13 protein-coding genes and 1 other annotated feature are annotated in these 14,899 nt (G+C 34.4%); all 13 genes read left to right on the forward strand.

The window, feature by feature from the left end:
• Positions 1-181: 181 nt before the first annotated feature.
• The 13 genes from rpmG (at position 182) to fusA (ending at position 14,732) form a co-directional block, all read left to right on the forward strand.
• The gene (gene rpmG / locus TY07_RS15630) at positions 182-331 is read left to right on the forward strand and encodes a 50S ribosomal protein L33 (RefSeq protein ID WP_042402281.1); all 150 of its coding nucleotides are present in this window, start codon (positions 182-184) and stop codon (positions 329-331) included.
• Positions 332-381: 50 nt separating this feature from the next.
• Complete coding sequence (gene secE / locus TY07_RS15635; protein WP_042402286.1) at positions 382-612, forward strand: preprotein translocase subunit SecE; 231 nt, start codon at positions 382-384, stop codon at positions 610-612.
• Positions 613-650: 38 nt separating this feature from the next.
• On the forward strand, positions 651-1,172 hold the full coding sequence (gene nusG / locus TY07_RS15640) for a transcription termination/antitermination protein NusG (RefSeq protein WP_042402312.1): 522 nt from the start codon (positions 651-653) through the stop codon (positions 1,170-1,172).
• A gap of 81 nt (positions 1,173-1,253) precedes the next feature.
• On the forward strand, positions 1,254-1,679 hold the full coding sequence (gene rplK, locus TY07_RS15645; RefSeq protein ID WP_042402288.1) for a 50S ribosomal protein L11: 426 nt from the start codon (positions 1,254-1,256) through the stop codon (positions 1,677-1,679).
• Positions 1,680-1,738: 59 nt separating this feature from the next.
• The gene (gene rplA, locus TY07_RS15650; protein ID WP_042402291.1) at positions 1,739-2,428 is read left to right on the forward strand and encodes a 50S ribosomal protein L1; all 690 of its coding nucleotides are present in this window, start codon (positions 1,739-1,741) and stop codon (positions 2,426-2,428) included.
• A 45-nt stretch (positions 2,429-2,473) separates the two neighbouring features.
• Positions 2,474-2,605, forward strand: a sequence feature (ribosomal protein L10 leader region).
• A gap of 36 nt (positions 2,606-2,641) precedes the next feature.
• Positions 2,642-3,145 (forward strand): 50S ribosomal protein L10, encoded by a 504-nt coding sequence (rplJ, locus tag TY07_RS15655; protein ID WP_042402315.1) that lies wholly within the window; start codon positions 2,642-2,644, stop codon positions 3,143-3,145.
• A 33-nt stretch (positions 3,146-3,178) separates the two neighbouring features.
• On the forward strand, positions 3,179-3,544 hold the full coding sequence (rplL, locus tag TY07_RS15660; protein WP_042402292.1) for a 50S ribosomal protein L7/L12: 366 nt from the start codon (positions 3,179-3,181) through the stop codon (positions 3,542-3,544).
• A gap of 330 nt (positions 3,545-3,874) precedes the next feature.
• Complete coding sequence (rpoB, locus tag TY07_RS15665) at positions 3,875-7,582, forward strand: DNA-directed RNA polymerase subunit beta (protein ID WP_042402293.1); 3,708 nt, start codon at positions 3,875-3,877, stop codon at positions 7,580-7,582.
• Between the two features lie 21 nt (positions 7,583-7,603).
• The gene (gene rpoC / locus TY07_RS15670) at positions 7,604-11,140 is read left to right on the forward strand and encodes a DNA-directed RNA polymerase subunit beta' (protein ID WP_042402296.1); all 3,537 of its coding nucleotides are present in this window, start codon (positions 7,604-7,606) and stop codon (positions 11,138-11,140) included.
• A gap of 150 nt (positions 11,141-11,290) precedes the next feature.
• Positions 11,291-11,530, forward strand: a complete 240-nt coding sequence (locus TY07_RS15675; protein WP_042402297.1) for a ribosomal L7Ae/L30e/S12e/Gadd45 family protein — start codon at positions 11,291-11,293, stop codon at positions 11,528-11,530.
• A gap of 55 nt (positions 11,531-11,585) precedes the next feature.
• Positions 11,586-11,963: a 30S ribosomal protein S12 gene (gene rpsL, locus TY07_RS15680; RefSeq protein ID WP_042402301.1), complete on the forward strand. Its 378-nt coding sequence runs from the start codon at positions 11,586-11,588 to the stop codon at positions 11,961-11,963.
• Positions 11,964-12,117: 154 nt separating this feature from the next.
• The gene (gene rpsG, locus TY07_RS15685; RefSeq protein WP_005212828.1) at positions 12,118-12,588 is read left to right on the forward strand and encodes a 30S ribosomal protein S7; all 471 of its coding nucleotides are present in this window, start codon (positions 12,118-12,120) and stop codon (positions 12,586-12,588) included.
• 77 nt (positions 12,589-12,665) lie between these two features.
• Positions 12,666-14,732: an elongation factor G gene (gene fusA / locus TY07_RS15690; RefSeq protein WP_042402308.1), complete on the forward strand. Its 2,067-nt coding sequence runs from the start codon at positions 12,666-12,668 to the stop codon at positions 14,730-14,732.
• Positions 14,733-14,899: the final 167 nt, after the last annotated feature.

Genomic DNA, 14,899 nt, shown 5'->3' on the forward strand with positions numbered 1-14,899 from the left:
AGAATAGTAGATTAATTACTTCATATATAAAGGGCTGGGTTAGTTTACCTAGTCCTTTACCAAGCTAATATTATTGACATAATATCGCTTTTATGATAGAGTGTTTAAGTAATTAACGAATTAGGTAACACAATATCATATATACTTATATAATTATTTGGATAAACTGGAGGTGCAGACTGTGAGAGTAAAAGTAACATTAGCATGCACAGAGTGTAAGCAAAGAAATTACAACACAATGAAAAATAAGAAAAACAACCCAGACAGAATGGAAATGAATAAATATTGCAGATTCTGTAAAAAACACACACAACACAAAGAAACTAAATAGTTCGCTTTAGAGTAATGACACGTACTCGCAATAGTTAAGGATGTGAAGTAATGGCTATTAAAGAAAATGTAAATATTAATACTAAAACTTCTGAAAAAAGAGGGCTTTCTAAGTTTTTTAGAGAACTTAAGGCAGAGGTTAAAAGAATAACTTGGCCTTCTAAAGATGACACAAAAAAAGCGTTAATTGCAGTAGGCGTAGTCGTACTAATATATATAATATTAGTTGGCGGGTTAGATTATATTTTTACAAACCTCTTTAAATTGATTTTTAAACTATAATAAAGGAGGTTTAGGTGAGTTTCTCATCTATAGTAAATATGAGTGAAAGAGCTAGATGGTATGTAGTACACACATATTCAGGTTACGAAAATAAGGTTAAAGCAAATATTGAAAAGACCGTAGAAAATAGAAATCTTGAAAATCTACTTCTTGATATACAAGTTCCTATGGAAGAAGTTATCGAAGAAAAAGATGGTAAACAAAAGGTTTCTTTAAAGAAAAAGTTCCCAGGATATGTGTTAATAAAAATGCTTATGACTGATGAGTCATGGTATGTGGTTAGAAATACTAGAGGTGTAACAGGATTTGTTGGCCCAGGTTCTAAACCAGTACCTCTTACTGATGAAGAAGTTGAATCAATGGGTGTTGTAGAAATGCCTATAGATATAGACTTAGAAGTAGGAGAAAGTGTAAGAGTTATCTCAGGACCGCTAAGAGAATTCGTAGCGATAATTCAAGAGATAAGTGTTGAAAAACACAAGATAAAAGCTTTAATAGATATGTTCGGCAGAGAAACGTTAGCTGAACTAGATTTTAACCAAGTTGAGAAATTAGTTTAGTATTAAAAATATAAAACTAATGTTTTTAATTAAGTGGGAGGACAAAAAGTCCGTATTACCACAGTATAGGAGGAATAGTAAATGGCTAAGAAAGTAACAGGAATGATTAAATTACAACTTCCTGCAGGTAAGGCAACACCAGCACCACCAGTAGGTCCAGCATTAGGACAACACGGTGTAAACATTATGGGATTCTGTAAGGAGTTTAACGCAAAGACTGCTAATCAAGCTGGATTAATAATACCAGTTGTTATAACAGTATACCAAGATAGATCTTTTAGTTTTATCTTAAAGACTCCTCCAGCTGCAGTTCTAATTAAGAAAGAATTAGGATTAGAAAGCGGTTCAGGAGTTCCTAACAGAACAAAAGTTGGAACATTAACAAAGGATCAAGTTAGAAAGATCGCTGAATTAAAAATGCCAGACTTAAATGCTGCTACAATCGAAACTGCAATGAGCATGATCGAAGGTACTGCTAGAAGTATGGGTGTTACAATCGCAGAGTAATTCTGATTTTTTATTAAGTGGGAGGTAAAAACCGCTAAAACCACGAAGGAGGCATAACAATGGGAAAGAAATATATTGAAAGTTCAAAATTAGTTGATAAGAACGTTTTATATACACCAGCTGAAGCTTTAGATTTAGCTGTAAAAACTGCAAAAGCTAAATTCGATGAAACTATCGAATTACACGTTAGATTAGGGGTAGACCCAAGACACGCTGACCAACAAGTTAGAGGAGCTGTTGTTCTTCCAAACGGAACTGGTAAAAGCGTTAAAGTATTAGTATTTGCTAAAGGTGCAAAAGCTACAGAAGCACAAGAAGCTGGAGCAGATTTCGTTGGAGCTGAAGAATTAGTTCAAAAGATCCAAGGTGAAAACTGGTTTGACTACGATGTAGTAGTTGCTACTCCAGATATGATGGGTGTAGTTGGTAGATTAGGTAGAGTATTAGGACCTAAGGGATTAATGCCAAACCCAAAATCAGGAACAGTAACATTTGATGTAGCTAAAGCTATAGCTGATATCAAAGCAGGTAAGGTTGAATATAGAGTTGATAAAACTGCTATCGTTCACTGCCCAATCGGAAAGAAATCATTTGGTGTTGAAAAGTTACAAGAAAACTTCCACGCTTTAATGGATGCATTAGTTAAGGCTAAACCAGCTGCTGCTAAGGGACAATACGTTAAATCTGTATCAGTTTCAAGCACAATGGGACCTGGAGCTAAGATTAATCCAACAAAAGTTTTAGATTAATATTGACATAGTGAAATTAACATAGTATAATAAATTTCGTTGTGAAAAAAGAGAATACTGTTTCCGTAGACAGTAGGTGCCGTAAGGTTTAAAGTAATCGCCTGCCTAGGATAACTAGATAAGTGATTATTTATTTGGTCTTCCTGTGTCTATGGGAAGACCTTTCTTAATATATATTACAGTTAATAACTGTGAGGAGGTGGACACACAGTGATAAAGAAGAACAGACAAATCAAAGAAGCTAAAGTAGCTGAGATTAAAGAAAAGTTAGAAAAAGCTCAAGGTGTAGCATTAGCTAGTTACCAAGGTTTAACAGTTGAAGAAGATACAATGTTAAGAAAGAGCTTAAGAGAAGCTGGTGTTGAATATAAAGTTTACAAAAACACATTAGTAACATTAGCTGCTAACGAATTAGGTTTAGGTGATTTAGTTCAATACTTAGAAGGACCAGTTTCAATAGCTTTCGGTTACGAAGATGCTACTGCTCCTGCAAGAGTATTAAATGATTTTGCTAAAGATCATAAGAAGTTAGAATTAAAAGCAGGTGTTGTTGACGGTATTGTTTATGACAAGGCTGGAGTTGAAAAACTTGCAACAATCCCATCAAAAGAAGTTCTTATTGCAAAACTTCTTGGAAGCTTCAAAGCTCCATTATCAAACCTTGCATACTTATTAAATGCAATTAAAGAAAAAAAAGAATCAGAGTCAGCTGAATAATAAACTGATAAAAATTTTGGAGGTGCAATTAAAATGACAAGAGAAGAAATCATTCAAGCTATAAAAGAAATGACTGTTTTAGAATTAAACGAATTAGTAACTGCTTGCGAAGAGGAGTTTGGTGTTAGCGCTGCTGCTCCAGTTGCTGTTGCTGGTGGAGCTGTTGCAGGTGCTGCAGCTGAAGAAAAGACTGAGTTTGACGTAGTATTATCAAATGCTGGTGCAAACAAGATCAAAGTTATCAAAGTTGTTAGAGAAATAACTGGATTAGGATTAAAGGAAGCTAAAGAAATAGTTGACGGAGCTCCTAAGACATTAAAAGAAGCTGTTTCTAAAGAAGAAGCTGAAGACATGAAAGCTAAATTAGCTGAAGTTGGAGCTGAAGTAGAAGTTAAGTAATTTCTTAACTTAATATAAAAAGGTGCTTTATAGCACCTTTTTTAATGCCCAAATCATGAAAAAATTGAAAATTTAGAATGAGAAATATTTTTTTGAGAATACTATTATATTAATGGAGTGTAAATAATATACAAAAGTGTTGACAAAAAAAATAGGGTATGTTACTATCATAAAATGTACTATTCATTATGGATAATTATATATTCTTGCGAAAATGAGTATAATCAAGTATAAAAATGGTTATACTATAACGTGATGCTCTCCGAAAGTATATGTCCTTAGGGAAATTATGCTTTTGGTTATTTTACTTTAAACAAGGGGTGAAAATTCATGGTACATCCTGTCCAAGTCGGAAAAAGAACTAGAATGAGCTTTGCTAAGGTTAAAGATGTAACCGAAATGCCAAACTTAATCGAGGTACAATTAGATTCTTATGAGTGGTTTTTGAGAGAAGGATTATTAGAAGTTTTTGACGATGTTAATCCTATTTCAAATTTCACAGGAAATCTTGTACTAGAGTTTGTAGATTACAAACTTGATATGGATAATATTAAGTATTCAGTGGAGGAGTGTAAGGAAAGAGATTGTACTTATGCAGCACCATTGAAGGTGTCAGTAAGACTGACAAACAATGAAACAGGAGAAATAAAAGAACAAGAAGTGTTTATGGGAGACTTCCCACTAATGACTGAACAAGGTACTTTTATAATTAATGGGGCTGAGAGAGTTATCGTAAGCCAATTAGTTAGATCTCCAGGTGTATACTATAGTAATACTGTTGATAAAAGTGGTAAAAAATTATTTTCATCAACTGTTATTCCTAACAGAGGTGCGTGGTTAGAATACGAAACAGATTCTAATGATGTTATTTATGTTAGAATTGACAAGACAAGAAAACTACCAATTACAATATTAGCTAGAGCTATGGGTTATGGAAGTGACCAAGAGCTTTTAGATTATTTTGGTGAAGAAGAAAGATTCAAAGCGACTATTGAAAAAGACAACACTAAGACTAAAGAGGAAGCTTTACTTGAAATCTATAAGAGATTAAGACCAGGTGAACCACCTACAGTTGATAGTGCGGTTTCATTAATTGACTCTTTATTCTTTGATGCTAAAAGATATGATTTATCAAGAGTAGGTAGATACAAATTTAATAAGAAATTAGCTATTAATCTTAGATTAATTAATCAAATTGCAGCTGCTGATATAATAAATCCTTCAACTGGAGAAATAATAGTTGAACAAGGAGAAAAAATAAGCAGAACAATGGCTTCTAACATTCAAAGTGCAGGAATTAACTCTGTTGACATTTTAGTAGAAGATAAAGTGTTAAGAGTAATAGGTAACCACTTTGTTGATTTAGAAAAAGTTGTATCATTTGATGTAAGTGATTTAAACATAAGAGAAGCTGTCCATTACCCTACTTTAATGGAAATTCTTGACAATTATGATGATGAACAATCTATCAAAGAAGAAATCAAAAAGAACATAACTAGATTAATACCTAAACATATTATAAGAGATGATATATTTGCAACTATAAGTTATGAATTAGGATTAGCTTATGGAGTTGGATATACTGATGATATAGACCATTTAGGTAATAGAAGATTAAGATCTGTTGGTGAGTTATTACAAAACCAATTCAGAATTGGTTTATCAAGAATGGAAAGAGTAGTTAAAGAAAGAATGACTATTCAAGATCAAGAAGCAATTACTCCTCAAATGTTAATAAACATTAGACCAGTAGCTGCTGCGATAAAAGAATTCTTTGGTAGCTCTCAATTATCACAATTCATGGATCAAACTAATCCATTATCAGAATTAACACATAAGAGAAGATTATCTGCTTTAGGACCAGGAGGTCTTTCAAGAGAAAGAGCTGGTTTCGAAGTAAGAGACGTTCACCATTCACATTATGGTAGAATGTGTCCTATAGAAACTCCAGAAGGACCAAATATAGGGTTAATCAACTCATTAGCAACATATGCTAAAGTTAATGAATATGGATTCATTGAAACTCCATATAGAATTGTTGATAAAGAAACTGGAATAGTTACAGATGAAATCAGATACTTTACTGCTGATGAAGAAGATTTATACTTAATTGCACAAGCTAAAGAACCTATAGGTGAAGATGGAAGATTCGTTGACAGTAGAGTTACTGTTAGACATAAGCATGATATTTTACAAGTTAATGCTAAAGACGTAGATTTAATTGACGTTTCACCAAGACAAATAGTTTCAGTTGCTACTGCAATGATACCTTTCCTTGAAAATGACGACGCATCAAGAGCACTTATGGGAGCGAACATGCAACGTCAAGCAGTTCCACTATTAAAGCCTCAAGCTCCAATAGTAGGTACAGGAATTGAATATAGAGCAGCAGCAGATTCAGGAGTATTACCTAAAGCTAAAAACTCAGGTACAGTTGTATATGTTAGTTCATCTGAAATCAGAGTTAAGAGAGATCTTGATGGAGGAATAGACACATACAAATTACTTAAATTCAAGAGAAGTAACCCAGGTACTTGTATAAATCAAAGACCTTTAGTAGATAAGGGTGAAATTGTATTTAAGAACCAAGTATTAGCTGATGGTCCAGCAACTGACCTAGGAGAAATCGCATTAGGAAAGAATATCAGAATGGGATTCATTACTTGGGAAGGTTACAACTACGAGGATGCTATGCTTATCTCTGAAGAATTAGTAAGAGAAGATGTATTTACTTCTATCCATATTGAAGAATATGAATGTGAAGCTAGAGATACTAAGCTAGGACCAGAAGAAATAACAAGAGATATTCCTAATGTTAGTGAAGATGCTCTTAAAGATATAGATGAAAGAGGAATAATCAGAATCGGTGCTGAAGTTAGATCAGGAGATGTACTTGTAGGTAAAGTTACACCTAAGGGAGAAACTGAATTAACAGCTGAGGAAAGATTATTAAGAGCTATATTTGGAGAAAAAGCAAGAGAAGTTAGAGATACTTCATTAAGAGTACCACATGGAGAAGCTGGTATTATCGTTGACGTAAAAGTATTTACAAGAGAAAACGGTGATGACTTAAATCCAGGTGTTAACGAACTTGTAAGATGTTATATAGCTCAAAAGAGAAAAATATCTGTTGGAGATAAGATGGCCGGTCGTCATGGTAACAAAGGGGTTATTTCTAGAGTTTTACCAGAAGAAGATATGCCATTCTTACCAGATGGTAGACCACTACAAATTTGTTTAAATCCACTAGGGGTTCCATCACGTATGAATATCGGTCAGGTATTAGAAGTTCACTTAGGTTGGGCTGCAAGTGCATTAGGATGGCACATTGCAACACCTGTATTTGATGGTGCAACAGAAAAGAATATAGAAGATTGCTTAGAAAAAGCAGGATACAACGCAAACGGAAAGACTGTATTATATGATGGAAGAACTGGAGAACCATTTGATAATGAAGTTACAGTTGGTATAATGTATATCTTAAAGCTTGCTCACTTAGTTGATGATAAGATCCATGCTAGATCTACAGGTCCATACTCACTAGTTACTCAACAACCACTTGGAGGTAAAGCTCAATTTGGTGGTCAAAGATTTGGGGAAATGGAAGTTTGGGCACTAGAAGCATACGGTGCAGCTCATACATTACAAGAAATCTTAACAGTTAAGTCAGATGACGTTGTAGGAAGAGTTAAGACTTATGAAGCTATAGTTAAGGGTGAAAATATCCCTGAACCAGGAGTTCCAGAATCATTCAAGGTTCTTATTAAAGAACTTCAAGCTTTATGCTTAGATGTTAAAGTATTAAACGAAGATAACGAAGAAGTTAAATTAAAAGAATTCTCTGATGATGATTCAGAGGAATTAGAAGTAAATATCGAAGGAACTGAAGAACTTGTTACAGAACAAGTGGCAGGAGACGATAGTTATACAACTAATGATGAAGAAATCGATGAAGATATTGATTATGAATCATTTACTTTAGAAGGTTTTCATGAAGAAGAATTAGAATTAGATGATTTCGTTAATGACGAACACTAAAATTGAAGGGAGGATATACCCTTGTTTGAATTGAACAATTTTGATGCAATACAAATCGGCTTAGCTTCTCCAAGCCAAATTAGAGAATGGTCTAGAGGTGAAGTTAAGAAGCCAGAAACAATTAATTATAGAACTTTAAAACCAGAAAGAGATGGTCTATTCTGTGAAAGAATATTTGGACCTATGAAAGACTGGGAATGTCATTGTGGTAAATATAAGAGAGTTAGATATAAGGGAATTGTTTGTGACAGATGTGGAGTTGAAGTTACAAAAGCTAAAGTAAGAAGAGAAAGAATGGGGCACATTGAGTTAGCTGCCCCAGTATCTCACATTTGGTACTTTAAAGGAATTCCTTCAAGAATGGGATTACTTTTAGATATGTCACCAAGAGCTTTAGAAAAAGTTTTATACTTTGCTTCATATGTGGTTATTGACCCTAAAGAAACTTCACTTTTAAAGAAACAACTTTTAAGTGAAAAAGAATATAGAGAAGCTGTGGATAAGTTTGGTGAAGAAAGCTTCGTAGCTGGAATGGGTGCTGAAGCAGTTCAAGAAATCCTTGGAGAAATAGACTTAGAAACAACTTCTAGAGAATTAAAAGAAGAATTAAAGACTAGTAGTGGTCAAAAGAAAGTTAGAATTATAAGAAGATTAGAAGTTGTAGAATCTTTTAGAAAATCAGGAAATGATCCAAGATGGATGGTTATAAATGTAATTCCTGTAATTCCACCTGATTTAAGACCTATGGTTCAATTAGATGGAGGAAGATTCGCTACATCTGACTTAAATGATTTATATAGAAGAGTAATCAATAGAAATAACAGATTAAAGAAGCTTTTAGATTTAGGAGCTCCAGATATAATTGTTAGAAATGAAAAAAGAATGCTTCAAGAAGCAGTTGATGCTCTAATTGATAATGGTAGAAGAGGAAGACCAGTTACTGGACCAGGTAATAGACCTTTAAAATCATTATCTGATATGTTAAAAGGTAAGCAAGGTAGATTTAGACAAAACTTACTTGGTAAGAGAGTTGACTATTCTGGTAGATCAGTTATCGTTGTTGGACCAGAATTAAAGATGTACCAATGTGGTTTACCAAAAGAAATGGCATTAGAATTATTTAAGCCTTTCGTAATGAAAAAATTAGTTGAAGATGGAGTAGCTCATAACATAAAGAGTGCTAAGAGAATGGTTGAAAGAGTTAACGAACAAGTATGGGATATACTTGAAGAAGTTATCACAGATCATCCAGTTTTACTTAACAGAGCGCCTACTCTACATAGACTAGGAATTCAAGCCTTCCAACCTGTATTAGTTGAAGGTAGAGCAATAAAACTTCACCCATTAGTATGTACAGCGTATAATGCTGACTTCGATGGAGACCAAATGGCGGTTCACGTTCCATTATCAGTTGAAGCTCAAGCAGAAGCTAGATTCTTAATGCTTGCAGCAGGAAACATAATGAAACCTTCAGATGGTAAACCAGTTTGTGTTCCTACACAAGATATGGTTCTAGGTTCATATTACTTAACTATGGATAAAGAAAACGCTAAGGGCGAAGGAATGTATTTTGCAAATGTAGATGAAGCAATAATGGCTTATAATGTAGGCGAAATTGCTGTTCATGCTGCAATTAATGTAAGAATGCATAAAGTAGTAGATGGAGTAGAAAAATCAGGAATAATTAAGACTACTGTAGGTAAGATTATATTCAATGAATCTATTCCTCAAGATTTAGGATATGTAGATAGAACAAATCCAGAAACAGAATTTGATCTTGAAGTTGATTTCTTAATCACTAAGAAAACTTTAGGAAAATTAATAGATAAGTGTTACATTAAACACGGACCTACTAATACATCTATAATGTTAGATAAAATAAAAGCATTAGGATACCATTACTCATCTATCGGAGCTGTAACAGTTGCTGCATCAGATATGATAGTACCTGAAGCTAAGTATGAACTACTTAAGGAAGCTGAAGAAACAGTTGAAAAAGTAGAAAAGATGTATAAGAGAGGTTTCATATCTGAAGATGAAAGATATGAAAAAGTTATTGAAAAATGGAGTAAGACAACAGAAGATGTTGCCAATGCGTTAATGGATAGCTTGGATAAATTCAACCCAATATTCATGATGGCTGATTCAGGAGCCAGAGGATCTAAGGCTCAGATAAAACAATTAGCTGGTATGAGAGGACTTATGGCCGCTCCATCAGGTAAGATTATCGAATTACCAATCAAGGCTTCATTCAGAGAAGGTCTTGACGTATTAGAATACTTCATATCAACACACGGTGCTAGAAAGGGTAATGCCGATACAGCACTTAAGACTGCCGATTCAGGTTACTTAACAAGAAGACTTGTTGACGTATCACAAGACGTTATCGTAAGAGAAGAAGATTGTGGTACTGATAGAGGATTAATCGTATCTGAAATCAAAGAAGGTAACGAAGTAATCGAAGGATTAGCAGAAAGATTATATGGAAGATATACTGCAGAGGATGTTTATGATCCAGAAAGCGGTGAATTATTATTAGGAAAAGATCAATATATTGAATCTCATATGGCTGATAGAATTACAGCAGCAGGAGTTAAGAAGGTTAAAATAAGATCTGTATTTACTTGTAACTGTAAAGTAGGTGTTTGTGCTAAGTGTTATGGTATGAACATGGCTACAGCTCAAAAGATCAATATAGGAGAAGCTGTTGGTATAATTGCAGCTCAATCAATCGGTGAACCTGGTACTCAGCTTACAATGAGAACATTCCATACTGGTGGGGTTGCTACTGGTGCGGATATCACTCAAGGTCTTCCTAGAGTTGAAGAATTATTTGAAGCTAGAAAACCTAAGGGTCTTGCAATAGTTTCTGAAATTGCAGGTACTGTAAGAGTAGAAGAAACTAAGAAGAAGAAAACTGTGTTTGTAATGGCTGCTGACGGTGAAGAACGTAGCTATGACATTCCATTTGGTTCAAGATTAAGAGTATCTGATAATGATGTTATTGAAGCCGGAGATGAAATTACAGAAGGTTCAGTTAACCCACATGATATTATGAATATTAAAGGTGTTGAAGGAGCTAGAAGATATTTACTTTCAGAAGTTCAAAAGGTTTATAGACTACAAGGGGTTGATATCAACGATAAGCACTTAGAAGTAGTTGTTAGACAAATGACAAGAAAAGTAAAAGTTTCTGATTCAGGAGATACAGATTTATTACCAGGTACTATGATAGATATGTTTGATTTTGAAGAAGAAAATGCTAGAGTAAGAGAGTTTGGTGGAGAAGAAGCTAAGGGAGAAATGGCTTTATTAGGTATAACAAAAGCTGCCCTTGCAACTGATAGTTTCTTATCAGCAGCTTCATTCCAAGAAACAACTAGAGTACTTACAGAAGCAGCAATAAAAGGAAAAATAGATCCATTAATAGGATTGAAAGAAAATGTTATTATAGGTAAGTTAATTCCAGCTGGTACTGGTATGATGAGATATAGATCTGTTAAGCTAGATGTACCAACAGAAGAATTAGAAGAAGATAATATTGATACAATAGAATAATACAATGCAATTTTATTGACATGTGTATGCTTAAATGATAAAATACCAATTGTGTGATTTAAAGCTACACTACAGTATGATTGTCTACATGATTTATGGAGGCATCCTGTATAGCATGCCTCTATGATCTTTAATTAAGGAGGGGGATTCATGTTAGACAGAATTGTAGTAAAAAAGGTTATTGGAATAAAACAGTGTACTAAATTGATTAAAAACAACGAGGGAAAAGTTTTATATGTAGCTAAAGATGCAAATGCTAAGTTGATATCTCCAATAATTCAACTTGCAAAAGAGAAAAACATTGAGATTGTAGAAGTATCTACAATGAAAGAACTTGGGAAGATAGGCGGGATTGATGTTAATTCATCAGCGATATTGACCCTAGAATAATAAATTAGTGTTTATCTTATTTTATATAGATAAATAAATTTCAGGAGGTGAAGAAATGCCAACTATAAGCCAATTAGTAAGAAAAGGTAGAAAGACTGTTGTTAATAAATCAACAGCACCAGCACTAAACGAGTGTCCACAAAGAAGAGGAGTTTGTACAGTTGTTAAAACTACTACTCCAAAGAAGCCTAACTCAGCGTTAAGAAAAATTGCGAGAGTAAGACTTACAAATGGATTCGAAGTAACTGCTTACATCGGTGGTGTAGGTCACAACTTACAAGAGCACAGCGTTGTTCTTATAAGAGGTGGTAGAGTTAAGGACCTTCCTGGTGTTAGATACCATATCGTAAGAGGAGCACTTGACTGTGCTGGAGTAGCTAACAGATTACAAGGAAGATCAAAATACGGTGCTAAGAAGCCAAAAGCAAAATAGTTTTCTAAACTAAGACAGTGCTTATCTTCGGCATTTACATAGACTAGAAATTTTACATAAGTTTATATAGATGTAAGAAGCGAAGCACTTTACGGTAAGTTTACTTACCGAGTACCTATGAATTAAATTTAAAATTGTTAAGGAGGGAAGAAAAGTGCCAAGAAAAGGATTTATCGCAAAAAGAGATGTATTACCAGATCCAATGTACAACTCAAAAGTTGTTACTAAGTTAATAAACAACGTAATGGAAGATGGTAAAAAAGGAGTAGCACAAAAGATTTGCTACGAAGCGTTTGAAATTATGGCGCAAAAAACAGGCAAAGATGCTTTAGAAGTATTCGAAGAAGCTATGAACAATGTTATGCCTTTATTAGAAGTTAAAGCTAGAAGAATAGGTGGTGCTAACTACCAAGTTCCAATCGAAGTTAGACCTGAGAGAAGACAAACTTTAGGTATCAGATGGATTTTAGCTGCTGCTAGAAAAAGAGGCGAAAAAGTTATGGCTCAAAGATTAGCTGGAGAATTATTAGATGCAGCTAACAATACTGGAGCTGCTGTTAAGAAGAGAGAAGATACTCACAAAATGGCAGAAGCAAACAAAGCATTCGCTCACTACAGATACTAATATTACAAAAACTGTTTTGGCTTATGCCAAAACAGTTTTGTCGAATATAAAATTACTCATTGAGAGGAGGACATAAAATGGCTAGAAAATATCCATTAGAGAAATTCCGTAACTTCGGAATAATGGCTCACATTGATGCTGGTAAAACAACAACAACTGAGCGTATATTATTCTATACAGGAAAGAGCCACAAAATAGGAGAAGTTCATGAAGGTGCTGCTACAATGGACTGGATGGTTCAAGAACAAGAAAGAGGTATAACAATTACTTCTGCAGCAACAACTTGTTTCTGGGAAGGTCATGAATTAAACATCATCGATACTCCAGGACACGTAGATTTTACAGTTGAAGTTGAAAGATCATTAAGAGTTCTTGATGGAGCTGTTACAGTTCTAGACGCTAAGAGTGGGGTTGAACCACAAACTGAAACTGTTTGGAGACAGGCAGATAAGTACGGTGTTCCAAGAATGATTTATGTTAATAAGATGGATGCTACAGGAGCTGATTTCTTCAGATGTGTTAACACTGTTAGAGATAGATTAAAAGCTAATGCAGTTCCAATACAAATACCAGTAGGTGCTGAAGCTGATTTCAAAGGTATGATAGACTTAATATCTAATCACGCTATCATCACTTATGATGATTTAGGTAAAGATGTAAGAATTGAAGAAATTCCTGCAGAATTAGCTGATCAAGCTGAAGAATACAGAATGGCTATGATTGAAGCAATCGCTGAAACTGATGAAGCGTTAATGGAAAAATACCTTGAAGGTGAAGAATTAACTGAAGAAGAGTTACACGCTGCTTTAAGAAAAGCTACTATAGCTAATGAAATAGTTCCATGTATCTGTGGTTCTTCATACAAAAACAAAGGGGTTCAAGAAATGATCAACGGTGTTGTTGCTTACTTACCATCACCATTAGACATTCCTGCAATCCAAGGTCAAACTTTAGAAGGTGAAGAAGATTCAAGAGAAGCTTCAGATGAAGCTCCAATGTCAGCTTTAGCATTCAAGATTGCTACTGACCCATTCGTTGGAAAGCTTGCATTCACAAGAATATACTCAGGTATAATGAACAGTGGTTCATATGTTCTTAACTCAACTAAGGGTAAGAAAGAAAGAATCGGAAGACTTGTTAAAATGCACTCTAACACTAGAGAAGAAGTTGAGTCATTAGAAGCAGGTGAATTAGGAGCAATCATCGGATTAAAGAACACTACTACTGGTGATACTTTATGTGATGAAAACGCACCAATCATACTTGAATCAATGGAATTCCCAGAACCAGTTATTTCTGTAGCTATCGAGCCAAAGACAAAAGCTGGTCAAGAAAAGATGGGATTAGCTTTATCTAAGTTAGCTGAAGAAGATCCAACTTTCAAAACTTGGACTGATCAAGAAACTGGTCAAACAATCATCGCTGGTATGGGTGAATTACACTTAGATATCATCGTTGATAGATTACAAAGAGAATTCAAGGTTGAATGTAACGTTGGAGCTCCTCAAGTTGCGTACAAAGAAACTATCAGATCAGCTGTTAAAGCTGAAGCTAAGTACGCTAAGCAATCAGGTGGTAAGGGTCAATACGGTCATGCTGTAATTGAAATGGAACCAACTGATGGTGAATACAGCTTTGAAAATGCTATCGTTGGGGGAGCTATTCCAAGAGAATATATTCCTGCTATCGACGCTGGTATCCAAGAAGCTGCTAAGAACGGTATAATAGCTGGATACGAAGTTATTAACTTCAAAGTTAAGTTAGTACACGGTTCTTACCACGAAGTCGATTCATCAGAAATGGCATTCAAGATTGCTGGTTCTATGGCATTCAAGAACGCTATGCAAAAAGCAAGCCCAGTATTACTTGAACCAATGATGAAGGTTGAAGTAACTGTACCAGAAGAGTACATGGGAGATGTTATCGGCGATATCAACTCAAGAAGAGGTAGAATGGAAGGTATGGAAGCAGTTAACGGAGCTCAAGTTATAAGAGCATACGTGCCACTAGCTGAAATGTTTGGATATGCTACAGCTTTAAGATCTAGATCTCAAGGTAGAGGTAACTACTCAATGGTATTCGATCACTATGAAGAAGTACCAAAGAGCATTCAAGAAGAAGTTGCTGGTAAAAGAGCAAAATAATTTGTAATAATTTTTTGTAACATTATCCATAATATATTTATGGGTAGTGTTACAGAAGTTAATATATATAAAAAATAATTTAAATTTATAATAAAAAACAATTATTGAATTTTAATGTAAATTTAAAGTTCACATAATATGGTTTCCATAAAGGAGGATTTTCAAAA

It is taken from the genome of Clostridium saudiense, assembly GCF_000577815.1.
GTDB lineage: Bacteria > Bacillota > Clostridia > Clostridiales > Clostridiaceae > Clostridium > Clostridium saudiense.

Bases quoted from the DNA above. Each gene is read 5' to 3' on its own strand.
- secE (WP_042402286.1), top strand. From the start codon at position 382: ATGGCTATTAAAGAAAATGTAAATATTAATACTAAAACTTCTGAAAAA.
- rplK (WP_042402288.1), top strand. From the start codon at position 1,254: ATGGCTAAGAAAGTAACAGGAATGATTAAATTACAACTTCCTGCAGGT.
- rplL (WP_042402292.1), top strand. From the start codon at position 3,179: ATGACAAGAGAAGAAATCATTCAAGCTATAAAAGAAATGACTGTTTTA.
- fusA (WP_042402308.1), top strand. From the start codon at position 12,666: ATGGCTAGAAAATATCCATTAGAGAAATTCCGTAACTTCGGAATAATG.
- TY07_RS15675 (WP_042402297.1), top strand. From the start codon at position 11,291: ATGTTAGACAGAATTGTAGTAAAAAAGGTTATTGGAATAAAACAGTGT.
- rpsL (WP_042402301.1), top strand. From the start codon at position 11,586: ATGCCAACTATAAGCCAATTAGTAAGAAAAGGTAGAAAGACTGTTGTT.
- rpoB (WP_042402293.1), top strand. From the start codon at position 3,875: ATGGTACATCCTGTCCAAGTCGGAAAAAGAACTAGAATGAGCTTTGCT.
- rplA (WP_042402291.1), top strand. From the start codon at position 1,739: ATGGGAAAGAAATATATTGAAAGTTCAAAATTAGTTGATAAGAACGTT.
- nusG (WP_042402312.1), top strand. From the start codon at position 651: ATGAGTGAAAGAGCTAGATGGTATGTAGTACACACATATTCAGGTTAC.